Below are 22180 nucleotides of genomic sequence, written 5' to 3' on the forward strand. Positions count from 1 at the left end.
CCGCCCCTGTCGGGACGTTCCCCACCGCTCGATCCGGTGGGGGCGTGAACCGCCTGCTGATCTGGTGCGCAGTAACCATGATCGGTCGAACTCGTCAGTCAGATGAAACAGGTAGTGATTTAGTAAATAATCACATTACGAAGCTTTTACGCCGACTACTCGGCCATACTGGGCTCGGTCCGCTCCGTAGAATCGATCGGCCCTGCGTTCCGAATACACGTTTACGAAAGACTTATTTTCAGTTCTGGAATACTGTCCGGTATTACTGTCTGATGGGCCTCGCTAACCTGCTGTCCACGCTGCTCCCCGCGTCGGACTCGGATCCGGAGCCGGAAACGCCGGCGACGGCAACCACGGCCGAGGATGCGACCTCCACGGACGTCGTCCACGAGTGTCGGTCTTGCGGCACGAACGTGTCGGCCGACACGGTTCGCTGTCCGGCCTGTGACGGCGAGGACATCGTGTCCTACTCGATCGACTGAGGCGCTCGCCGAGCGTGACTGCCAGTTCGGCTGTCGTCCGGCGTCACCTCGAGCGGGTCGTTCTCCTCGGCGTCGAGCCAGATCGCGATCCCGAGCGAGACCACGCCGAGCAGGATGGCGACGAACGACGCCAGAACGGCGGTGAACCCGTCGTCGTCGCCGGCCGCCCGCCGGGCCGAACCGGCGAGTCCAGCCACGCCACCGGCCAGTCCGGTCGTTCCGGCACCGTAGAAGACGACCGCGGGGTGGAACTCCTGGACGACGTACCGCGTCTTCAGCCGCCAGCAGAAACTGCGGAGCAACAGCAGGGAGACGAACCTGACGAACGGCAGGTATCGAATGCTGCTCTCCTCGTCGCCGTAGATGGCCGTCATCGGCACGTCCGCGACGCGACAGCCGTGGACGTTGAGGTGCGTCAGCAGGTGGTTGAGGAAGCCGTACCGATCGGTGATCGCGTCGAGGTCGAGGTCTTCGATGGTCTCGGCGGAGATGGCGGTGTAGCCGTTCTGGGGGTCGCCGATCGACCAGTAGCCGGAGGCGAACTTCGAGAGGCCGGTCAGCATGGCGTTGCCGACGAACCGGAACGTCGACATCCCGTCCCGATCGTCGGGTGAAAGCAGCCGGTTCCCCTTCGCGTAGTCGGCGTCGCCGGTCGCGACGGGGTCGACGATCCGGTCTAAAATCTCGGGATCCATCTGGCCGTCGCCGTCCATCACGGCGACCACGTCGATCCCGTCCGCGACTGCGCGTTCGTAACCGGTCTTCACGGCACCGCCGGGACCCCGGTTCTCCTCGTGGCGGATCGGGACGACGCGGCGACCGTCGCCGCCGTCGGCGACCGTCTTCGCCGGTTCGGTCGTCTCGTTGATCCGGGATGCGACGCGCTGAATCACGTCCCAGGTGTCGTCCGGCGACGCGTCGTCGACCACGTAGATCCGATCGACGAACCTGGGGACGGTCTCGATCACCCGGCCGACGAACGCCTCCTCCTCGTAGGCGGTCACGACGACGCCGATCGAGCTGCTCTTATACATCTTCGCCCCCGTCAGTCTCGGTGCGACCGGGTGCGGTGGAGGGGCTATCCGACGTCGGCCCGGAAGCGGGGTCGTCCCGACCGAACTCGCGCGGCGGGTGGCCGTCTCGAGACCCGGCGAGCGTGTACGTCCGGTGGTCGGTGCCGGCGAGATCGATCGCGTCGCGTCCGTCGACGACCACCATCGGGTCGAGTTCGGCCCACGGAATCCGATCGAACGCCTCGTGGGGGGTCACGACGACGGCGGCGTCGAGGTCTGCGTCGGCGAGGTCGTCGATCGCGATCGGACGTGCGCCGTAGGCCGCCGGATCGACGAGCGGATCGACGCCGGCGACGGCCGCGCCGCGCTCGTTCAGTTCGTCCACGACGTCGAGTGCCGGTGAGGCGCGGGTCTCCTCGACGCCGGGCCGGTAGGTCAGCCCGAGCACGGCCACCGTGGCGTCCGCGAGGTCGGTCCCGACGGCGGCGAGTTCCCGCTCGAGTCGATCGACCACGACGGACGGCATGCCGTCGTTGACGTCGCGAGCGGTTCGCGTCAGCGCCATCGGTTCGTCCAGTTCGGAAAGCAGGAAGTGCGGGTAGTAGGGGATGCAGTGACCGCCGACGCCGGGGCCGGGATCGTGAAGCTGGCACATCGGCAGGTCGTTCGCGGTGTCGATCGCCTCCCGGACCGAGACGTCGAGTTCGTCGGCCAGCAGACCCAGTTCGTTCGCGAGGGCGATGTTGACGTCGCGGTAGACGCCCTCGAACACCTTCACAGCCTCCGCGGTGGTCGCGTCCGAGACCGGGTGCACCTCGTTGCTCGAGAGTTCGTCGTAGACGATCGCGGCCGCGCGGGTGCTCTCGTCGTCGACGCCGCCGACGACCTTGGGGTACTGGCCGCGGATGTCCCGCAGTGCGGTCCCCGAGGAGGTCCGTTCCGGGCAGAACGCGAGGCCGAACTCGCCCGGTTCGAGTCCGCTCTCCGCCGCGAGATGCGGCAGGAGGACGTCCCGGCAGGTTCCCGGCGGGAGGGTCGATTCGGCGACGACCAGGTCTCCCGGTTCCAGTCCGGCCGCGACGTCGTCCGCGACGGATTCGACCGTGGTGAGGTTCGGCCGATCGTCCTCGTCCAGTAGCGTCGGGACGATGACGACGTGTACCCGTGCGTCCGCGGCGGCCGCCGGCCCGTCGGTCGTCGCGTCGAGGCGATCCGCACTGACCTGGTCCGCGACGAGGTCGTCGAGGCCGGGTTCGCCGACGACGTGACTCTCGCCCGCGGTGACGGTCTCGACGACGTCCGGGTCGACGTCGACGCCGGTCACGTTCCCCGTCGTCTCGGCGTAGACCGCGGCGAGCGGCAGCCCCATCTTGCCGAGTCCGTAGACGGCGACCGGAATCTCGCCCTCGGTCAGGGCCGCCCGCAGTCGGGATTCGGTCCGGTCGGAATCGTAGAGTCCGATCGCGTCGCGATCGTTCGTCCGTTCCCGGTTCGTCACGCTTCCACCTCCCGTTCCGGCGGGACGGCGTCGTCCGCGACGAGCGAGTCGATCCGCTGGATCGTCTCGAGCGCGGCGATGCCGTCTTCGGGGGTGACTTCGGGTTCCGAACCGGTTTGGACGGCCTCGACGAACGCCTCGAGTTCGTGCCGCAGCGGTTCGCCGTTCGAGACCCGCGGCCGTTCGACGACGCTCTCGTGTCGATACCGGTTCTGCCCGTCGTCCGTGAGGTACTCGGGATACGAGTCCCGGTGGATCAGGACGGACTGTTCCAGGTAGTCGACCTCCACGAGGCACTCGCGGGCGGTCACCGTCAGTTTCCGGACTTTCTTCTGTGTCAGGCGACTCGCCGTCAGCGACGCGATCACGTCGTCGTACTGCATGTTCGCCGTCGCGTACTGGCCGTCCTCGGTTCCCGTCGCGGTCAGCGCGTCCGGCCGTTCGTCGAGGATCGACCCGACCACGTCGACGTCGTGGACCATCAGGTCGAAGACGACGTTCCCGCGAGCCGTTCGATCGACCGGCGGTCCGAGCCGTTCGGCTTCGACAGCGATGACGTCGAGGTCGTCGATCAACTCGGTCAGCGTCTGGACGGCGGGGTTGAACCGCTCGATGTGGCCCACCTGCAGCACCAGGCCCTCGTCGCGGGCCTTCGCCGCGAGCGCGCGTCCGTCGGCGACAGACCCGGTGATCGGTTTCTCCACGAGGACGTGGGTCCCGGATTCGAGACAGGTCGAGACAACGTCGGCGTGGGCGTGTGTCGGCACGGCGACGGTCACGAGGTCACAGTGATCGAGCAGCGCCTCGATGGTGACGGCCGTGGCTCCGAACTCGCTCGCGACTCGGCGTGCGACGGATCGGTCCCGATCGCTGACGCCGACGAGGTCGACGTTCGGGAGTTCGCTGTACACGCGCGCGTGGTTCTCGCCCATCGAGCCGACGCCGATGACGCCGGCCCTGAATCGATTATCGTCGGTCATGAACTGGTGTAGTGATTCCGCACTGCTTCGACCACGGTCCGGCGGTCACGCTCGGAGAGACCGGGGTGGACGGGCAGGGAGAGCACGGCGTCGGCCGCCCGCTCCGCTCGGGGCAGCCGCGTCGCGGCTGTGCTCACCGACTCGTAGGCCGGCTGGCGGTGGATCGGCGTCTCGTAGTAGACGGCGCTGTCGACGCCGTGGGCATCAAGCGTGGCCGCCAGCGCTTCCCGGTCGTCCGTCCGGACCGTGTACTGGTGGTAGACGTGTCGATGCCCCTGCGGCTCCGTCGGCGTCTCGATCGGCAGGTCGGCCAGTTCCTCGTCGTAGACCGCCGCGTTCTCTCTGCGGGCGTCGTTGGACGACGGCAGGCGTTCGAGCTGGGCGCGTCCGATGGCCGCCGCGACGCTCGTCAGGCGGTGGTTGTGCCCGAGTTCAACGTGGTCGTAGCCGCCGGTCCCGGTCTCGCCGCGACCGTGGTTGACGTAGCGGGCGACCCCGTCGGCGACGTCCGCCCGAGTCGTGGTGACCATGCCGCCCTCGCCGGTCGTCATGTTCTTCGTCGGGTAGAACGAGAAGCAGGCGGCGTCGCCGAACTGGCCGACTCGCTTGCCCCGGATGGTCGCGCCGTGGGCCTGGCAGGCGTCCTCGACGACGAACAGGTCGTGCTCGTCGGCGATATCGAGCAGCGCCGGCATGTCGGCGGCCAGCCCGTAGAGATGGACGGGTAACAGGCCGACGACGTCGTCTCGCTCCCCGACGATCCGATCGACGTCGTCGGGATCGATCGTGTAGGTCTCAGGGTCGATGTCGGCGAAGACCGGCGTTCCACCCGCGAGCCTGATGGCGTTGGCGCTCGCCACGAACGAGAACGGAGAGGTGACGACCGCGTCGCCCTCCTCGAGGCCGAGGGCCTCGAGTGCGGCGTGCAGGGCCGTCGTCCCGTTCGAGGTCGCGACGCCACGGTCGGCCCCACAGAAGGCGGCGAATTCCTTTTCGAAGGCCCTCACTTCCGGCCCGTCGGCGAGCGTGCCGTCTTCGAGGAGCGACTGGACCCGATCGACGGCGTCCCCGCTGAGAGCGGGATCGGCGATCGACACCCTGCGTTCACCGTCGGCCGCCCCGAGCGAGCCAGCGTCACTGCCGGCGTCGCTGGGTTCCGTTCCGGCGTCGATTCCCGTCTCGACGTCGGTATCGGTGTCAGTGTCCGTCATGCGAGCTGGTTCGGTCCCTCCAGGGGCTCGGGAAGCGATCGTTCGGTGGCCGGTGCTCCGACGGCGAGCGTGTCGGGCGGTACGTCCTCGGTGACCACCGCACCCGCCGCGACGAACGCGTTCGCCCCGACCGTGACGCCGGGGAGCACGGTCGCGTTCGCGCCGATCGACGCGCCCTCCTCGATCGTCGGCCCTTCGAGGCCGTCGTCCGTCCGGATCGGGTACTCGTCGTTGGTCATGACCGCACCCGGGCCGACGAAGACGTTGTCCGCGATCGAGGTCTGGGTCGGGACGTAGACGTTCGTCTGCAGGCTCACGTGGGAGCCGATCGTCGTCTGGCCGTCGATGACGGACTTCGTCCCGACGAGCACGTCGTCGCCCACGGTCGTCCCCTCGCGGACCAGCACGTCGTGACCGGTCGTGAAGTCGTCGCCGATCGTCACGTCGCCGTAGACGATCGATCCGGCCCTGATCGTCGCCCCGTCGCCGACCCGCGTCGGGTCGTCGAACGCACCGTAGCCGACGGTGGCGCCGTCGTCGACGGTACAGTCCGTTCCGCTGACGAACTCAGCCACGGCGATACACCCCGGTTACGGTCGGCCGTACCGACCCGTTCGTCGTCCGTTCGTCGATGAAATCCTCGGCGTTGGTGTAGTACATGCAGTATCGATACCCGCGTGGGCAATCGTCCTGACACAGCCGGTAACGAGGCTTTGTTATCCCCGTCTTGAGGGGTTCGTAGTCGCGAACTACACGGGGGACGAAACCGGAATCGAGAGACCGACGACCTGGGACCGGTCGGACCCGAATTCTGCACCTGTGGTCGTTCACGATGCTGGAAACGTTGGCTTAGCCGTCAGTCACGAGGCCCAACTGGTACAATTCCCTTTCTCGAGGGTAGCTGAGCGATAGTAAAGGGACTCAGCGTGTCACACTGGCGTGTGCGGTATCCGAACACACCCGAGGCCGGGACCGCGAGCGCATCCCATGACTGACAGTGAACTCACGCAAGCTGAACTGTTCGACGTGTTCAGCAACGCCCGGAGACGACGGACGGTCCAGTACCTGAAACGAAACGGTGGCACCTGTGATCTCGCGCCCCTCGTCGAGCAGGTCGCCGCCTGGGAGAACGAGACGTCCCCCGAGGACGTGACCCGGACGCAACGGCGCCGGGTCTACATCTCGCTCTACCAGACACACCTTCCCATGCTCGAAGACCACGGCATCGTCGACTGGAACCCCGACGACCACATCATCGAGCTCCTGCCCAGCGAGGACCTGTTCGAACCCTACCTCGATCGACGCCTCGAGGACCAGCGATCGTGGCACCGGATCTACGCGTCGGTGACGTCCCTCGGCGTCGTCGGACTCGCGGTCTCGTGGCTCTCGATCGGCCCGCTGTCGACCGCGATCGCGCCTGCCGTCGCCCTGGTGGTGTGTGCAACGGTTCTCCTCGTCGCGCTCGCACAGCACGTCGCCCGCCGGCCCGACGTCGGCCGCTCTCTCGGGAGCGCTGGCCGGTAACGAACCCGTCCCCAGTCACCGTTCGGGTCCGTCGACGGCTCGATCGACCGGCCGTCGAGTCGCTGTTCTGCCGTTCGCGATCGATCGTCGATCCTCGCCGTCCGGCGTCGATACTGCGTCACGTGCCGCCGAACCTGTCGACGACCTGCCGTCAGTTGCGTCCGCTCGGGAGTGCGATCGGCGACCCTATTCCGTCGTGACCGTCACCCAGAAGTAGGTATCTTCCAGCGCGTTCTCGTTGGTCGGTTCGGCCGGCGGTGCCTCGTCGTACAGGAGGACGCTGATCCGAACCGTCTCGCCGGGTGCTGCGGTCGGCGTGATCCCCTGTTCGCCGGTTCCGGTGCTCCCGTCCGCCACGGTGGCATCGATCTCGCGTAACTGTTCTCGCTCGACGACCTCGCCGTCTTCGACGGTCTGTTGCTGGACGACGACCGTGTAGTCCTCGTGGTCTCCCTCCTGGTTCTCGATCGAGATCGTGACCGGGATCGACTCACCGGGGGCGACCTCGTCGGGCAGTTCGCCGGCGACGAGGTCCCCCTCCTCGTTCTCCGTGTACAGTCCCAGCTCCGTGAAGCCGCCAGCCGAGGCGGGCGAGAGCAGCGCCAGCACCAGTGCCCCGGTGGCGACGCCGATCGCCACGACTAGCACCACCGAGGACAGCCTGAACCTGCCGCTTCCCGTCCCCCGAAGCCGGCCGAGCGCGGCCAGCGGTGACACGGTGAAGCGCTTCGACTGTGGCGTCCGAAGCCGGCGAACGACGCCCAGCTGGGCCAGTCCGACCGTCGCGACGACGAGGCCAGCCGTCGACGACGCCGTATCGAATCCCCAGTCAGTCCACGGGAGCGCGAGCGCCAGTAGCGCCACGATACCCAGCGAGAGCGGGATCGCCAGCCCGACCCGTTCGATCGCGTCGATACCGCGGGGTCGTTGCTCGCGTGTCCTCGTCGTCGCGGCCCCTCCGTCACGTGCGGCGGCCGGGAACAACAGCGAGACGAGAGCGTATCCCGGAAGAAACACCACGACCGGGATCGCCACTGCCAGCCGCAGTGTACTCCCGTCCGGGAGATTCGATATCACGACGAAAGCCAGGAGCGCCGCGACGGACACGATCGCGAGATCGATCGGGTACTGTCGGACGCGTTCGAACCGCGTCCAGGTGTTCGTTCGATGACTCATCGATGCGTCACCACGCCGCACCGGGTGTCGTCGGCTGCAGACGATACGTCGTCCATATCCGACTCGTAGTTCGTTTCCGATCGCTTTGTTATGTCACTCGTACGTGCCGACGATGACGATTCGCCCCAGAGAAAGCTACGCCGATACGTCGATACCGGTTCGCCGTCGTGATTCGACCGGGAGAAACCGGGTGAAGTCGGGCTGAGCCAGGACGACGGTGGCTCGAGAAGTCAGTGGCACCGCTGTTCACTGGGATCGATCGGCACGGCCTGACGCTAGAAGTCGACGTACTGTTCTTCCCACTCTCGTCGCTCCTCGATCTGCTGCCGACCGGCGTCGGTGATCGCGTAGTAGTTCGTCCGTCGGTCCAGTTGACCTTTCTCGACCAGTTCTTTGTTGACCAGGGTGTCGAGATTGGGATACAGACGGCCGTGATTGATTTCGGAGCTGTAGTACGTCTCGACTTCGTCTTTGACCGTCTGGCCCGACGGTCGGTCGGCACCCGCGATCACGTACAGGAGGTCTCGCTGGAAGCCGGTCAGATCGTGCATTGCTCAATCACAGTGACCGTTCCACTGAGTAGATATTTGTTATCCGTATCATACAGCCGTATTAGTCCTTCTTTCAGAATTCGCTCTACGGACGAAACTGTCCGTTCCGGCGACCGTTACACGTTTCGAACGTTCTCCGGGATTGATCGGTATGGTTAGCTCTCGTTGCGCGCCACCGTCACCTCGATCCCGTCCGCCCCGATCCGAACGGAGAGGGTCTCGGCGCGCGCTTCGTAGGCGGTTGTGTGTGACCCGTCCTCGTCGAACCGCACACACTCGGCCAGCAGGTCGCTTTCGAGGAGGTTGTTGATTCGTCGATACACCGTCGCCGAGGAACTGTCCGTCCGTTCGGTCAGTTCTTTCGCCGTCTTCGGACCGCCGCTCGTCGCGACGAGAATCGTCCGGGCACACTCGTCTCCGAGGACGTCGAGTTGGGCTGCCGGATCGTCCGACGGTTCTGATCGCGTGTTACTCGCTTGCGTTGACATTTTCGTGATCACCCGTTGTCGCCGGGTTGATTCGCTCGCTCTCGGTATCGAGAGGCGTCGATGCTCGCTGTTCGGGCTCGCAGTCCACCACTCGCGCGAGGTCCTCCATTTCTTCCAGCGATACAATCGGTAAGGGATAGTGGTATTTTATAACGATGTACTTTATTTTCCGAAGGACCCTCGTTCGAACGCGAAACAATACGTTACGATAGAGAAATTATCGGTTTCCACGAATCGACGCGGGATGCAATCGGCTGTTTTGCCGTCGAATGCAGGCCAACCCGAGTGAATTCACGTTGAGGTCCAGTTCCCCGAACAGCCGGTGTGTGGGGGTCTCACGGCTGGTATCTCCGGATATCGGTCGGAAACTACGTGTTTCGCGCTCCGCCGAACCGCTTCGGAGGTGAACGGTCAACGTCCTTTATTCACGTCTGCTTCCCTGTGACGGGTGATGCCGGACGAGTGCGTCCCACCGGGCCATCGGTCACCGAGTTCAGACCCCCGGCCACGGGGACGACTGCGGTCCGTGTCCGACTCTCGGCGAACGCACACCCGCAACCTCACTCGTTCGTGTCCAAAACCCCCAACATGACTCCCACACAGCACAACTGGAAGCCGATGGAATCGTCGACGGCAGGTGCCCGCTGTCGCAACTGCGGAACCCACGTCACCCAGCAGTTCGCGCGCGTGTTCGGTGATAACGGCGACGTCGTCCACGGCTGTCCTGCCTGTACGACCTATCGAGAGATGCAGTCCGGTGGGCATCTCCCTGGCGACTGATCCGCCGGCGTCGCGCTCCGACCGTCCGTATCCGTACCGGGCCCGACCGATCCTGTCGTTTTTATTCTCCCACAAGATGCATCGCAACGAATACCGCACGTTAAAGTTAGTGGTTAGCGAACAGGGTAGTACATGGTACGAGGTGGTGGACTGTCCGTCGATCGCGTTTTCTCCCCGATCAATGTCCGTTCAGAGGAACCGAACTGAGTCGCTCGCGGAAAGCGAGGTCTTCCACATCCTCGGAAACGATAGACGGCGGGCTATCGTCCAGCTGCTCGCTGCCGAGTCGGAGACGATCGACGTCTCGGACGTCGCCACTGAAATCGCAGCCAGCGAATCCGACACGTCACCCGTCCCGAACAACCTCTACAAGAGCGTCTACGTCTCGCTCCAGCAGACGCACCTGCCACAGCTCCAGGAGGACGCCGTCATCGAGTACGACTCCGACGCGAAGACGATCCAGCCCGGACCGAACTTCGACGACGTCCTCACGTACGTCGACGGCGACGACACCGATCGATCGTCGGTGCTCCAGTTGCACCTCGGACTCTGCGTCCTCGGACTCGTGGTGATCGCGCTCGCGGGACTCGAACTGCCGCTTTTCGTCGCGATCGATCCCGTCCTGTCGAGCGTTCTCGTGCTGCTCGCCGTCGCCGCGAGCAGCCTCTACAGTCTGTTCTCGTGAACTACCAGCTGTTCGCTCGTGGTTCGAGACGGCTCTGGCGTCTCGGTATCAGAACGACCGCCGGTCTTCCGAACGACGTCACTCGGTCGTCGTAAGCGGGCTACGAAGTCCGTGAAGTCGGGGCCGCCACCTCGACGGACGCCGATCGCTCCGCTACCGGTACTTTCGATCCGGGATCGGGTCGCGATCGGCCGTCCCGCGCCCGAGAGCGTATCGAACTGCGCTCGGACGCGAACGTGACTGTCGGGCCGATTCGCCAGTTCCCTCGACAAAAAGACTCCCTGTCCGCTGGGTGGCTACGAACAGTTAGCTGTTCGCGTAGCCGATTAGCGCTGCGTCCGCGTCGTCTTCGGATTCGTTGTCGTCGAAGTCGTCGTCGGTCTCGTTGTCGTCGAAGTCGTCGTCCTCGTCGTCGAGGCCGTCGTCTTCGTCGGTTTCGTTGTCGTCGAGACCGTCGTCGTCATCGAGTTCGTCCTCCTCTGCTTCGGTCAGTTCGATCTCGGCGACCTCACCGAACTCGTCGCTGAGGACCATGTGGACGTACTCGCCGGGTTCGATGTCAGTCGTGTCGACGTCGAACTCGACGGTTTCGTTCTCCCCAGCGTCCAGCGTCACGTTCTGTGAGTCGACGAGGTCACCCTCCAGTCGGAACTGGATCTCCTGGGTGTCTTCCTCGTCGGTGGGGTTCGAGATCTCCGCGGAGACGGTGATCTCGTCACCGGCGGTCGCGCTCTCCGGCGCATCGAGGTTCTCGACGGTGAAGGAGTCGGATACCTCCTCGTCGACCTCGTCTTCGTCGTCGGTGACGTTGTCATCGACGTCGTCCTCGTCGTCGAGGGCGTCTTCGTCATCAGTGACGTTCTCATCGAGGTCATCCTCGTCGTCGAGGGCGTCCTCGTCGTCAGTGACGTTGTCGTCGAGTTCGTCCTCGTCGTCGGTGACGTTCTCTTCGAGGTCGTCCTCATCGTCGGTGACGTTCTCATCGACGTCGTCCTCGTCGTCGAGGGCGTCTTCGTCGTCAGTGACGTTCTCGTCGAGGTCGTCCTCCTCGTCGACATCGTCCGGTTCCTCGACGACGTCGTCTTCTTCGACGTCACCGATGACGAACACGTAGACGGTCGCCTCTTCGATGGTGATCTCGATGACGCGCTCGTCCTCGGCGGGTTCCTCATCGACCGGCTCTTCCTCAACCGGTTCTTCGTCGACCGGCTCTTCCTCAACCGGTTCTTCGTCGACCGGTTCTTCCTCAACTGGTTCTTCCTCAACTGGTTCTTCCTCAACTGGTTCTTCGTCGACCGGCTCTTCCTCAGCAGCTTCGACCGTTAGCGTCGCGGTCTGGTTGGCGTCCTCGGTGTACACGCCGTGCGTGTAGTCACCGGGTTCGAGCGCTGCCGTATCGATCCCTTCGAACGTGACGGTCTCGTTCTCGTCACCGGCCAGGGTGACTTCTTCGCTCGCGAGCGCCTCGCCGTCAACGCGGAATTCGACCGTCTGCGTGGCTTCCGCTTCGCCGGTGTTCGTGATCGTCGCGGAGACGTCGATGACGTCTCCCTGGGTGACGGTCACGTCCATCGGCTCGAGGTTACTGACGTCGAAATCCCCGACTTCGGTTTCTTCGGAGTCGTCAGGTGCTTCGTCGACCGGTTCCTCGTCGACGGCGCCGTCCTCGACGGTGACCACAGCGTCGTCGGTCACCGGTTCGTCGTCAGGCGTGAGGTACGGACCGTCCTGCTGACCATCGGTCTCGACGAAGTCGTACGTCTGGTTGTCGTTCGTGTCGCGATGGGGCATCGCGATGAGGGTCTCGTCCTCCTCGAGCGGTTCGTCGAGCGTCACCGTGACGTTCTCGTGCGTTCCCGGTTCGAGATACTCCGACGTGCCGATGACGCTCCCGATCACGTTACCCACGAGCAGGCTGCTGTCGTGGATCGTGACGAAACCGCCGCTGGCCATCGTGACGTTCTGGACGACGACCGTCTCACCGTCGGTCGTCTGGTCCTCGAACGTCACCATCGCGGACTGGGTTCCCTCTTCCGGAGTTTCTTCGAGTCCGTCGTCGGGTGTCTCGTTGTCCGCGGTCTCGTTATCGTCGCCCTCCGAGACCGTCTCGGTATCGTCGTCCGAGACTGTCTCGTTGTCTGTCTCGATATCACCGTCGCTGGCGCTGTCGTCCTCCTGAACGGATGCCGCAGGGGCAGCCCCTGCAACCATCGCCCCGCTCGAGGACAACAGCATCAGCGCGGTGAGTACTACGAGTAGTTGATTGCGTGCGTTCATGTCTTGTGCCGTGAAGGCATTCCCGAATCGATGGCTGGGGCGTATAAACCGACACTACCATTACGGCGAGAAACTGGATACTACGCGGGCAGCGGCGGTTTCAGTGACACCTTCGACGCTGGAAAACCACGATTGCTGATACTCCTCGACGTCGAGTCTATCACCGTCGACAGCCGATCGCTCTTCGACGTCGACCGATCCGTGCCGAGAGCACTAGTCGTTCTGCGGACGTTCCGGCGATTTCGAGGCGGTCGGCTCGTGGCCGGACAGGCACACCAGGTTTTCCCGCCCGAGACGGAGTTTCGTCACCTGCCCGTCCTCCTCCAGGTCCGCGAGGAGTCGGCTCACCTTCGCTTTCGACCAGTCGACGGCGTTGACGATTTCCGACTGTTTCATTCGGCCCCCGTTCTCGGTGATCAGCTGGCGGACTTTCTCTCGATCGGTCAGGAACTCGTCGGTCCCCGTTTCGGAATCGGCCGTCGACGTCATCGCGTTCGCGTCCTCGAGTCGGTTCCGGAGCGCGAGGACACCGCCGAGAACTGCCAGTGCAACGATCCCCGCCAGCGCTGCCAGGTGGGGCCCCCACTGGAGTTGTACGGGTGCCAGCGGCTGGACGGCGTCCGGAACCGCCGTGAGGACGGTCGACGATGCGAACGCGACGGCGGTTATCGATATGTGGAGGGTCATGGCAGCTAGCATGGGAAGTCCTCGCTCACGGTTCTCCCGTCCTGTACCGTCGTGACCGGCCTACAAAGTATTTCTTATAAGACATGTTGTGTTACGATTCGGTCTGTATCTCATCCCGCGTGGAACGTTCGATCAGCCAGCCCTCAGGGGAGTTCGGTACCGGTCGTATTCAGCAGGTGCCTACCGGTTCCGCCTGTCGGTTCCCCGGTCGGTACGGTCGTCGTTCGTGAGGCTGATACGCAGTTGCCCGAGCCAGCGAATAAACACGATCGGACGTTCGTAACTATTAGATCGAATTATATCCGGGTTTACGGTGTAAGTTATAATTTCGATGACTGTACGTACGCCTTACACACTCCTGGACGTGTATTTGTCCAGCACACTTATTAGGTTCGAGACCTGCCAGTACACTCATGTACCCGTCACTGTGGCAACGATCCTCGCGAAGAACCACGTTCGGGTACGGGCTACACAGATGACTTCGCTCTCACAGACGATCCGGGCCTGGTCCCGCGCATCCGATCACGTCGTCGCGAGTATGCGGGAAGCGAACCGGGCGACGTTCGCCGCACTGGGTGTTCCAGCGACTCCCACGAACGACCGCGACGGAGGCAATGGAACGGCGATCGCCGGCACCAGTGATGACCAGTCGATCGGCGACGGGTCGTCAGTGTCGACGATCGGTCACGAGGAGTGGGAGACCAGTCGGACGGTCGACGACCCCTCGGCGATCGCCGTCGGCGACACCGTGACGTTCGCCAAGACGATCGACGAATCGGACGTCGCGGACTTCGCCTTCGCCAGCGGCGACACGAACCGGCTCCACCTCGACGATTCGTTCGCCGGGCAGACGCGGTTCGGCGGCCGGATCGCACACGGCACGCTCGTCTCGGGCCTGATCAGCGCCGCACTCGCCCGGATTCCGGGCGTCACCGTCTATCTCTCCCAGGACCTCGAGTTCCGCGGCCCCGTCGCCGTCGGTGACGAGTTGACGGCGACCGTAGAAGTCCTCGAGGACCTCGGTGGCGACCGGTACCGCCTCGAGACGATCGTCGAAACTGCGTCCGAACCCGTCGTCACCGGCGAAGCAGTGGTCCTCGTCGACCCGCTTCCGGACTCGGCCGTCTAGACTCCCGGCACGCCGGCGGCCTCGAACCCCATCACGCCGAGGATCGCGAGGACGTACAGGACGACCAGGACCGAGAGCCAGGCGACGATGGTGATCGCGGCGGCGTCGACCCACCCGCCGGGATAGCGCGCATTGATCACCGCGAGGTACGCGATGAAGACGAGCAAGGGGCCGAGTAACGGGATCCATCCGAAGAAGAATCCCACGAGGCCCCAGACGATCGCCCCGATGAGTGCAGTGACGATGGCGTACGTGTAGTCCGCCGCGTCGACGACCACGCTTGCACCGACGTAGATTCCCAGTGCACCGATGAGTAGGCTCACGGTGAAGACGATCGCGCTTTCGAGTAGCGTCATACGGATCAGTGAGGCAGTCGATACCGATAGTTATCTCTCACCTACGCCAATGAGAAGCGGGGTTACCGACCCGTGCGGTGGCACTGACGCGGTTTCAGGCTCTCGGCCCCGTGGGCGAAATCAAGCAGTGATTTCGTAACGATTATCGACCGTTTTGTTCCCTCAGCGAGGTGGTTCGAGACGGTCCGGTATCGACGAACGTCGTCGATCCGAACTCGATTCTCGAAAACTGGGCGCGTGGTCAGCTGTAACTGGTGTGTTCGGCGTTCTGGTCGGCCGTCCCGTCCACGATCGGCGCGATGGACGTCCCGTCGGCGAGCGATCGAAGCCCCGATTCGAGGCTCACGCGGGGTTCGAACCCCAGTTCCCGCGTCGCCCTGGTGAGGTCGGCACCGCTGTGCCTGATGTCGCCGGCCCGGGGGTCCTTGTGGACGATCGGGGACGACGAGTTGGTCACGTCACGGATCGTCTTCGCCAGATCCTCGATCGAGACCCGATCGCCGGTGCCGACGTTGTACGCGGCTCCGACCTCGTCGGTCGTCGCCGCGCGCAGGTTCGCCATGACGACGTCGCTGACGTGGACGAAGTCGCGCGTCTGTTCGCCGTCGCCCTCGATCGTGATCGGTTCGTCCGCGCGCGCCTGCTCGAGAAACGTCGAGATCACCCCGCTGTAGGGACCGCGCTGGCGGGGGCCGTAGACGTTGAAGTACCGCAACGCGACGGTCGGAAGATCGTATAGATCTTCATAGAGCCGGGCGTACTGGTCGATCGCCAGCTTCTGGACGCCGTACGGCGACGTCGGCTCGGTCGGGGCCGTTTCCGGGACCGGTAACTCCGACGGATGGCCGTAGACGGCCGCGCTCGAGGCGAAGACGACCCTGGCGTCTTCCTGTCTGGCCTGTTCTAGCACCAGCAGGCCCGCGTCGAGGTTGGTTCGGTTCGACCGGCGCGGTTCGTCGACGGTCCGGGAGACGCTGACGACCGCAGCCTGGTGGAAGATTACGTCGACGCCGCGGGCGGCCTCCTGGAGCGCGATCGGGTCGCGAACGTCGCCCTCGATCACCGTCACGTCGTCGGGCAGGTGCTCGCGCGATCCGGTCGAGAAGTCGTCGAGAACGCGAACCTCGTTGTCCGGAGCCAGGGCCTCGACGAGGTGGCTCCCGACGAACCCTGCACCGCCGGTCACCAGTACCGTCCTGTTGCAGAGCCGTTCGGGCGCGTGTGTTCCCATCGTCGTCGACCACGGGCTTCGCGGTGTTTAGTATCGCTTCGGTACCAGTAGCTACGCCCGACCTACGATCGAGTACCGCGTCGCTACAGGACCGTCGACGGCGGGGCCGTCTCGACCGGCGAGCGGGCAACAGAACCTATATGCGCGCCCCTCCACAACCCCCGGCAATGACCGTTGACCTCGTCGTGCGAAACTGTACCGTCGTGACGCCCGCGGGGCGGGCCCCCGATGCGGGCGTCGCTGTCGAGGACGGCCGGATTGCGGCCGTCGGCCGGTCCGATCGGCTTCCCGAGGCCGATCGGGTCCTCGACGCCGACGGCGCCATCCTCGTCCCCGGCATCGTCGACTGCCACATCCACAACCGCGAACCCGGCCTCGAGTACAAGGAAGACTGGGAGTCCGCGACCCGCGCCGCGGCGGCGGGCGGCGTGACGACCGTCGTCGGGATGCCAAACACCGATCCGGTGATCGATCGACCCGAACACCTCGAGTTGAAGTACGAGCGCGGTGAGGAGTCGGCCCACGTCGACTTCCAGAGCTACGCCGTCGTCACCTCTGAGAACCTCGATCTGATCCCGAACCTCGACCGGGCCGGCGTCCTCGGCTACAAGATTTTCCTCGGGTCGACGGTGGGGGACGTCCCGCCGCCGAACGACGGCGAGATCCTCGAGGCGATGGAACGGATCCGCGAGACGGGCAAGCGACTCGGCTTCCACGAGGAGAACGGGGAGATCATCGATCACTACACCGAACGGTTCAAAACGGCGGGGAAGAACGAGCCGATCGACCACTCCCACTCACGGCCGGTGATCGCCGAACGGGAGGCCGTCGAGCGAATGGTTACCTTCGCCGAGGAAACGGGCGCGAAGGTTCACATGTTCCACGTCTCGTCGGGATCGGCCGCCGAGGCCGTGGCCCGCGGGAAGGACCGCGGCGTGGACGTGACCGCCGAGACGACGCCCCACTACCTCTGGTTCACCGAGGACGTGATGCGCGAGAAGGGGAACCCGGCACGCATCCAGCCCCCCATCCGCGACGCCGCGGAACGGGAGAAACTGTGGGACGTGGGCATCGACGACGGCGCGATCGACTGTTTCGCGACCGACCACGCGCCGCACACCCCCGAGGAAAAGCTGGTGGACGATCCGTTCGGCAACACGTGGGACGCCATCTCGGGCTTCGTCGGCCTCGAGACCGAGGTGCCGGTGATGCTCACCTTCGTCGACCAGGGCCGATTCACGCTCGAGGAGTGGGTGCGACGCCACTCGACCCGCCCCGCACAGATCTGGGGGATGTACCCGCAGAAGGGGTCGCTCCAGATCGGCACCGACGCCGACTTCACGATCGTCGATCCCGATCGCGAGTGGACCCTCGAGGACGCGTCGGAACTCCATTCGAAGAACTGCGTGACGCCGTTCGAGGGCGAGTCGTTCGTCGGGGACGCGATCGCGACCGTCGTCCGCGGCGAGATCGTCTTCGAGGACGGTGCGGTCGTCGGCGAGTCGGGGTACGGGACTCGGGTCGCAGTAGACGAGGCGTAGGGCGAGGAACGCAGTCCCTTCCGGCTAACTATCGGAAATAGCTGTTTTCGACGGTCGCGGCACGAGAGAGACGAGCAATACGGGTACAGGTCCGTTTCGATCGAGAATCGACCGATCAACGTCGACCTGTGATCTCCCTCGACTGCGAAGCCGTTCTCTGACGGGATAGAGGGACTCTCTAGCCGGTATCCTGCCTGTGTATATATACGCCCCTCCGTGTCGCCCGTTCTGGTACCCTACTTCAGGGGACTCAGCCTTCGCTTGGCCCGAAGGATCGTGACGCGGTGTGGCCGCGTCGTGGGGGGATCACCTCGCGCTGACTGTCCCCTGATCAGGGGGTGGAAACCTATGACGGAACAACCAAATTCGAATCCGGTTTCGAGGCGAAACGTTCTGGGGGCACTCGGCGCGATCGGCGTCGGTGGCGCTCTCGCAGGTGCAGGTACGAGTGCGTTCTTCAGTGATAAAGAGACGTTCGAGGGCAACGAACTCGTTGCCGGCGAACTCGATCTCAAACTCGACTGGGAAGAACACTACAGTGACTGGAGCGAAGACGAACTGAAGGACGTCGGAGACTGGAGTATGGAGCCAGGTGATGGTCTCTTTGGCTTCCCTTCGACTGCGCCGACTGCGGAACAGTCCGTGTTCGTCGAGAACGAACAACAGTTCATGAAAAACACCGCCATCGAGGCATTTCCGGATCAAACAAAGACGACGAACGTTGAAACAGCGATCGAGAAAGATCACTACGACGCTCAGCGCCAGGATCTGGACGACGAAATCTGTGACCTGAAGGCAGATCTCGATTATGTGCTGAGCCATCCCTATCGAACGCGTGGGACCTTCGGCGGTGATCCGAACCCACAGACCACCAAGCCCGGGGATCCGCTCATCAACATCTCGGACGTGAAGCCGGGTGACTTCGGCGAGCTGACGCTGAGCTTCCACCTCTGTGGAAACCCAGGCTACGTCTGGCTGACCGGAAATCTCGTCGATGCGAACGAGAACGGGCATACCGAACCCGAGCGCAAAGACCCCGACGAAATTACCGACGACGACCCCGACGTCGACGGCGAGTACGTCGAACTCCTGGACGAGATCAGGGCGTCGTTCTGGTACGACACCGGGATCGATGGCGAGTACGGCGCTGACCTGGACGACAAGGACCTCGGGGAGGGAAGCAACATTTTTGCGACTACCGGCGAGTCACTCCTTCCGCTTAGCGGGTCGCTCCGAAGCGTCCTCAGGGCACTCGAAAACGAAATGTTCCTCCTCGATCCGAAGCCCGTCTCGAACGGTGAGGACAAAAACGGTGGCAACGATGGAGACACTGTCCGGAAGGTTTCAGGATGGATCGACGAAGATACCGACGGAATAGACGAGACCATCGTCACTGGTACCAACGATCGGTTCGGTGGTGCGAGAAACTACCAGTGCGCCGACTACGAGGAGCGCCTCGAGCGGTTCGAGCCCGGAAACATCGTCGGATCGGAGGTACTCAACCCGGACAATGCACCGATCGAACCCGGGATGGAATACGGTGGCTGTACCACGATTACTGTCGATTCCGTTGATCCCGATGACGAAAATGGGAATATCACCCTCTCGTCGGACGGGCCCGTTATCATCGTCAGTGTGAAGGGTGGACCCAACGGCGAGCAGGTCTACGTGTTCGACGAACCAGTCGTCCTCGATGGTGCGGAGTTTACGACTCCTGGTGATCACGGAATCAGTAACGTCGACGTGTGCTGTTTGCTCGACGGTGACGACGGTGATAACGGCCACGATAACGGTAAGCGGCGGTGCTTCGAGAATTCGACGACGGCGTATATCGGCTTCGAATGGTGGCTCCCGGTCGACCACGCCAACGAGATTCAGGGCGATTCCGTCGCGTTCGACATCGGCTTCTACACCGAACAGTGCCGTCACAACGACGGTTCAGGGATGGATCGTGAGGAGAAGTCTGATCAACCGACGTAAGGAGCCGCTGTCGGCGACTCGGTACGATTTCATCGACGGCAGTCCCTGAACACTATTTTTTCGATCAAGATTTACACGGCCAGTCTTCCCGAATAACGCCGTCTGGAACACGGACCTCTAACGGACAAATGACCTCGGTGATCCGCAGGTTGTGACTGGTTCGTCACACAATCGATCTAGTCCACGGGACACGTGATCGCAACGGACGGGCAGAGCATTCCGTCGTCGAAAAGCGAGGGTCTCAGTCTTCGGGATCGGCAAAGACCGCCTCGGAATCTCCGTCCTCGGGGTCGGTATCCGATTCCTCTCCGTCTTCACTCTCTGCCTCGATTTCGGGTTGACTTTAGTTCCCGCTGGTTTCGTTCTCCGACTCGGTTGCGTTTTCCTCGTCGGGAATCTCCTCGTCAGTTCCGTCGGAGACGTTATCGCTGCCGGTCGTTTCGTTGGTCGTTCCGGTCTCGTTACCCGTTTCGGATACGTTCAGAGCCCCCTCAGTCTCGGTGTCGTTTTCTGCGATCGTCAGGGTACCCGACGCTGTCTCGTTTTCGACGGTGACGGACCAGTTGAGTTCGTCGGCTTCGGACGTATCGAATCCGTAATTCGCGTTCCACGACTGGTTCCCGTCGAGTGTGACGCTGTCCGCTTCGACAGGTTCGTTGTGGACGACGATTTCGTACTCGGTGACCGTCGGCCTGGAGCCGTCGTTCGCGAGGGTGACCTCGAGCGTGGCGTTCTCGCTCGCGTTGACCCGGTCGGGCGCGTCCACCTCGAACGCGGTCGGGCCCCACTCGGCGGCGCCGATACCGTTGTCCTCGAACGTACTCGCGTCCGAGAAGAACCCTGCCGTCGGCGCGATCGGAACGGCGGCGGCCGTCGCACCCAGGATCGCAATCGCCGCGACGAGCCACACGACGCGCGATCGAGTCATCGGTCGCCCTCCGTCGTCGCGGCATCGTTCCGCGCGTTTCCGGGCTCAGGAGCGACGTCGCTCGGAGCGTCGTCGGCCGACTCCAGTGCGGGGGTCTCGATCGACTCACCCTCGATCGCGGGCTGGTCGTCGTCGCTGCCGTCCGGACCGAGGATCCCCTCCAGAACGCGATCGACGGTCGGCGCATAGCCGAACTCCCGGAGCAGTTGCCAGCTTCCGGACGCGACGAGGAACAGTCCGGGCGCGATCACGAGCGCGAAGAGCCCGAGACTCGATCGGGCGAACAGCAGGAGGTAGCCGAGGTACGGAACGTGGACGTGGAGCGTCCCCTGGGCGTACTCGGCCGGGACGTAGCCCTCGTCAGGGTCCTCGTTCGCGTCACCTTTCGTTCGGAAGTATCGCTCGCCGTTCTCCTCGCGGACCTCGACGACACGATGCGTGAGGGTCCCGCCGTCGGTACCGCTCCCGTCCTGGAACGTGACCACGTCGCCGGACTCGATCGCGTCGGGGTCGACCTCCTGCGTGATGATGACGTCGCCCGATTCGATCGTCGGCTGCATGCTGTCGGAGGTGACGATGTAGACGTCGTCGCCGCCGACGAGGCCCGGGAACGTAACGAGCCCGACGAACACGAACAGGGCCGCGAGAACGGTCCCCGCGGCGGCGTACCAGACGGTCGTCCGGTTCATGGCTCCACCTCCGCGACCGGCGGCTCGGAGTCGCCGCCGAGTCGCATCCGCCGATCGTACCTGACGTGAAACGCGGCGGAGATCGTAAAGAGCAGCGTGACGAGCAACGCCCCGCCGAGCGGAGCGACGAACGAAAACGGCGGCAGTCCGATCCACAGCGTCCCCACGAACCCGAGACTGAGGATTCCAAGTCCGGCATAGTACTTGCTCCACGGGATGTCCTCGTGCGGAACGACGTCGAGGTAGACCTCCAGTTCGGCGGCCGCGTCGGTGAGCGCGATCGTCCCACGGTGCTCCTCGAAGGTAACGATCCCCCCGTCGTCCAGTTTTGGCAGGTGTGACTGCCGAAGCGCGGTGTACACGCGCATCCGCTGTTCGTAGGTCACCACCTCTGGCGCCACTTCGTTCTCCCAGGCGGCGACCTGCGTGACGAGGTCCCGGAGTTCGACCGCGCCGCCTCGTTGTTTGAGACAGTGAATGACGTATCGCCGCCGGCGACAGCTCAACATCTCGAACGCGACCTCCTGTGACAGCGTGGACGCGTCGTCCGCGGAATCGCCGACGAGGTGTGAAACGCTCGCCGACTTCATGACCCTGACCGGCGGTCCGTTTCGGCTCGGGTCTTCGTGGCTGTCGCCACTCCCGAACCGGTATTGAACAGTTCAGTTGCTATTCCCCCAATCGTAGGCATCGGTCCCCCCATCACATCGACGTTCCTGTCAGGTGTGGTTAGTTATGAGCAAGATAGATAGTCGTCGAAAGACACGTGATTCGGTTTAGTCGACAGTATCTGATTTCTGCGGCCGATTACTGTCTCGAAGGCCGGAGATACCATTCACAATAGATACGTCGCGGTGAAGTATCGGGAACCGGAACAATTCGCGGGAGTATTCAGCGTGTAACGCGTTTCGGGAGACAGTCATCGATCAATCGAAGACCGTCGCTTCTCGTTCGAAGCGCCGCCTGTGCCGCCA

Annotated in this window: 22 protein-coding genes; 7 read left to right on the forward strand and 15 right to left on the reverse strand. The window is 63.9% G+C overall.

Translation table 11 applies throughout. The features are described 5' to 3' along the window. Positions 1-272: 272 nt before the first annotated feature. Positions 273-482 (forward strand): hypothetical protein, encoded by a 210-nt coding sequence (locus MUN73_RS21805; protein ID WP_250142624.1) that lies wholly within the window; start codon positions 273-275, stop codon positions 480-482. On the opposite strand, the gene MUN73_RS21810 is transcribed toward MUN73_RS21805, so the two are convergent. Genes MUN73_RS21810 through MUN73_RS21830 form a run of 5 tightly spaced genes read right to left on the reverse strand, consistent with a single transcriptional unit; the run spans position 467 to position 5759 of the window. Further along, complete coding sequence (locus tag MUN73_RS21810) at positions 467-1516, reverse strand: glycosyltransferase family 2 protein (protein ID WP_250142625.1); 1050 nt, start codon at positions 1514-1516, stop codon at positions 467-469. The genes MUN73_RS21805 and MUN73_RS21810 overlap by 16 nt on opposite strands. Then, positions 1509-2957 (reverse strand): nucleotide sugar dehydrogenase, encoded by a 1449-nt coding sequence (locus MUN73_RS21815; RefSeq protein WP_250142761.1) that lies wholly within the window; start codon positions 2955-2957, stop codon positions 1509-1511. Before MUN73_RS21815 ends, MUN73_RS21810 begins: the two co-directional genes overlap by 8 nt. 32 nt (positions 2958-2989) lie before the next feature. Continuing rightward, a complete protein-coding gene (locus MUN73_RS21820; protein WP_250142626.1) occupies positions 2990-3973 on the reverse strand; it encodes a Gfo/Idh/MocA family protein in 984 nt (327 codons plus the stop codon). Beyond that, positions 3970-5184 (reverse strand): DegT/DnrJ/EryC1/StrS family aminotransferase, encoded by a 1215-nt coding sequence (locus tag MUN73_RS21825; RefSeq protein WP_250142627.1) that lies wholly within the window; start codon positions 5182-5184, stop codon positions 3970-3972. The genes MUN73_RS21820 and MUN73_RS21825 overlap by 4 nt, the downstream gene beginning before the upstream one ends. Continuing rightward, a complete protein-coding gene (locus MUN73_RS21830; protein WP_250142628.1) occupies positions 5181-5759 on the reverse strand; it encodes an acyltransferase in 579 nt (192 codons plus the stop codon). Before MUN73_RS21830 ends, MUN73_RS21825 begins: the two co-directional genes overlap by 4 nt. A gap of 412 nt (positions 5760-6171) precedes the next feature. Between MUN73_RS21830 and MUN73_RS21835 the strand changes: the two genes are divergently transcribed. Next, entirely contained in the window at positions 6172-6708 is a 537-nt protein-coding gene (locus MUN73_RS21835; protein WP_250142629.1) for a DUF7344 domain-containing protein, read from the forward strand. Between the two features lie 186 nt (positions 6709-6894). Here the strand turns inward: MUN73_RS21835 and MUN73_RS21840 are convergent, their stop codons facing one another. The 3 genes from MUN73_RS21840 to MUN73_RS21850 form a co-directional block, all read right to left on the reverse strand. Beyond that, complete coding sequence (locus tag MUN73_RS21840; RefSeq protein ID WP_250142630.1) at positions 6895-7884, reverse strand: DUF1616 domain-containing protein; 990 nt, start codon at positions 7882-7884, stop codon at positions 6895-6897. A 275-nt stretch (positions 7885-8159) separates the two neighbouring features. Continuing rightward, positions 8160-8435, reverse strand: coding sequence for a PadR family transcriptional regulator (locus MUN73_RS21845; protein WP_250142631.1), 276 nt, complete (start codon positions 8433-8435; stop codon positions 8160-8162). A gap of 155 nt (positions 8436-8590) precedes the next feature. Next, the gene (locus MUN73_RS21850; protein ID WP_250142632.1) at positions 8591-8923 is read right to left on the reverse strand and encodes a winged helix-turn-helix domain-containing protein; all 333 of its coding nucleotides are present in this window, start codon (positions 8921-8923) and stop codon (positions 8591-8593) included. A 618-nt stretch (positions 8924-9541) separates the two neighbouring features. On the opposite strand from MUN73_RS21850, the gene MUN73_RS21855 reads away from it, so the two are divergent. Together MUN73_RS21855 and MUN73_RS21860 are read left to right on the forward strand one after the other, a co-directional pair. Next, complete coding sequence (locus MUN73_RS21855; protein WP_246969724.1) at positions 9542-9703, forward strand: DUF7563 family protein; 162 nt, start codon at positions 9542-9544, stop codon at positions 9701-9703. A 181-nt stretch (positions 9704-9884) separates the two neighbouring features. After that, positions 9885-10388 carry a DUF7344 domain-containing protein gene (locus MUN73_RS21860; RefSeq protein ID WP_250142634.1) on the forward strand — a complete coding sequence of 168 codons (504 nt, stop codon included), beginning with the start codon at positions 9885-9887 and terminating at the stop codon, positions 10386-10388. Positions 10389-10694: 306 nt separating this feature from the next. Here the strand turns inward: MUN73_RS21860 and MUN73_RS21865 are convergent, their stop codons facing one another. After that, positions 10695-12665 carry a DUF7282 domain-containing protein gene (locus MUN73_RS21865; protein WP_250142635.1) on the reverse strand — a complete coding sequence of 657 codons (1971 nt, stop codon included), beginning with the start codon at positions 12663-12665 and terminating at the stop codon, positions 10695-10697. A 213-nt stretch (positions 12666-12878) separates the two neighbouring features. After that, a complete protein-coding gene (locus MUN73_RS21870) occupies positions 12879-13352 on the reverse strand; it encodes a DUF7343 domain-containing protein (protein ID WP_250142636.1) in 474 nt (157 codons plus the stop codon). Positions 13353-13827: 475 nt separating this feature from the next. Here MUN73_RS21870 and MUN73_RS21875 point away from each other — a divergent pair, with 475 nt between their 5' ends. Continuing rightward, a complete protein-coding gene (locus tag MUN73_RS21875) occupies positions 13828-14481 on the forward strand; it encodes a MaoC family dehydratase (protein WP_250142637.1) in 654 nt (217 codons plus the stop codon). Here the strand turns inward: MUN73_RS21875 and MUN73_RS21880 are convergent. Both MUN73_RS21880 and MUN73_RS21885 read right to left on the reverse strand, forming a co-directional pair. Further along, complete coding sequence (locus MUN73_RS21880) at positions 14478-14837, reverse strand: hypothetical protein (protein ID WP_250142638.1); 360 nt, start codon at positions 14835-14837, stop codon at positions 14478-14480. The two genes, MUN73_RS21875 and MUN73_RS21880, sit on opposite strands and share 4 nt — an antisense overlap. Positions 14838-15078: 241 nt before the next feature. Next, positions 15079-16068, reverse strand: coding sequence for an NAD-dependent epimerase/dehydratase family protein (locus MUN73_RS21885; protein ID WP_250142639.1), 990 nt, complete (start codon positions 16066-16068; stop codon positions 15079-15081). A gap of 167 nt (positions 16069-16235) precedes the next feature. Between MUN73_RS21885 and allB the strand changes: the two genes are divergently transcribed. Then, positions 16236-17609, forward strand: a complete 1374-nt coding sequence (allB, locus tag MUN73_RS21890; protein ID WP_250142640.1) for an allantoinase AllB — start codon at positions 16236-16238, stop codon at positions 17607-17609. 216 nt (positions 17610-17825) lie between these two features. Beyond that, complete coding sequence (locus MUN73_RS21895) at positions 17826-19589, forward strand: SipW-dependent-type signal peptide-containing protein (RefSeq protein ID WP_250142641.1); 1764 nt, start codon at positions 17826-17828, stop codon at positions 19587-19589. Between the two features lie 343 nt (positions 19590-19932). Here MUN73_RS21895 and MUN73_RS21900 read toward each other — a convergent pair whose 3' ends face one another. The 3 genes from MUN73_RS21900 to MUN73_RS21910 are packed head-to-tail and all read right to left on the reverse strand — an operon-like array spanning position 19933 to position 21796. Further along, entirely contained in the window at positions 19933-20517 is a 585-nt protein-coding gene (locus tag MUN73_RS21900; RefSeq protein WP_250142642.1) for a hypothetical protein, read from the reverse strand. Next, positions 20514-21206, reverse strand: a complete 693-nt coding sequence (locus MUN73_RS21905; RefSeq protein WP_250142643.1) for a signal peptidase I — start codon at positions 21204-21206, stop codon at positions 20514-20516. Before MUN73_RS21905 ends, MUN73_RS21900 begins: the two co-directional genes overlap by 4 nt. Then, positions 21203-21796 carry a DUF7344 domain-containing protein gene (locus tag MUN73_RS21910; protein WP_250142644.1) on the reverse strand — a complete coding sequence of 198 codons (594 nt, stop codon included), beginning with the start codon at positions 21794-21796 and terminating at the stop codon, positions 21203-21205. Before MUN73_RS21910 ends, MUN73_RS21905 begins: the two co-directional genes overlap by 4 nt. Positions 21797-22180 lie beyond the last annotated feature (384 nt).

This window comes from Halosolutus amylolyticus (genome assembly GCF_023566055.1).
In the GTDB taxonomy this organism is placed as follows: domain Archaea; phylum Halobacteriota; class Halobacteria; order Halobacteriales; family Natrialbaceae; genus Halosolutus; species Halosolutus amylolyticus.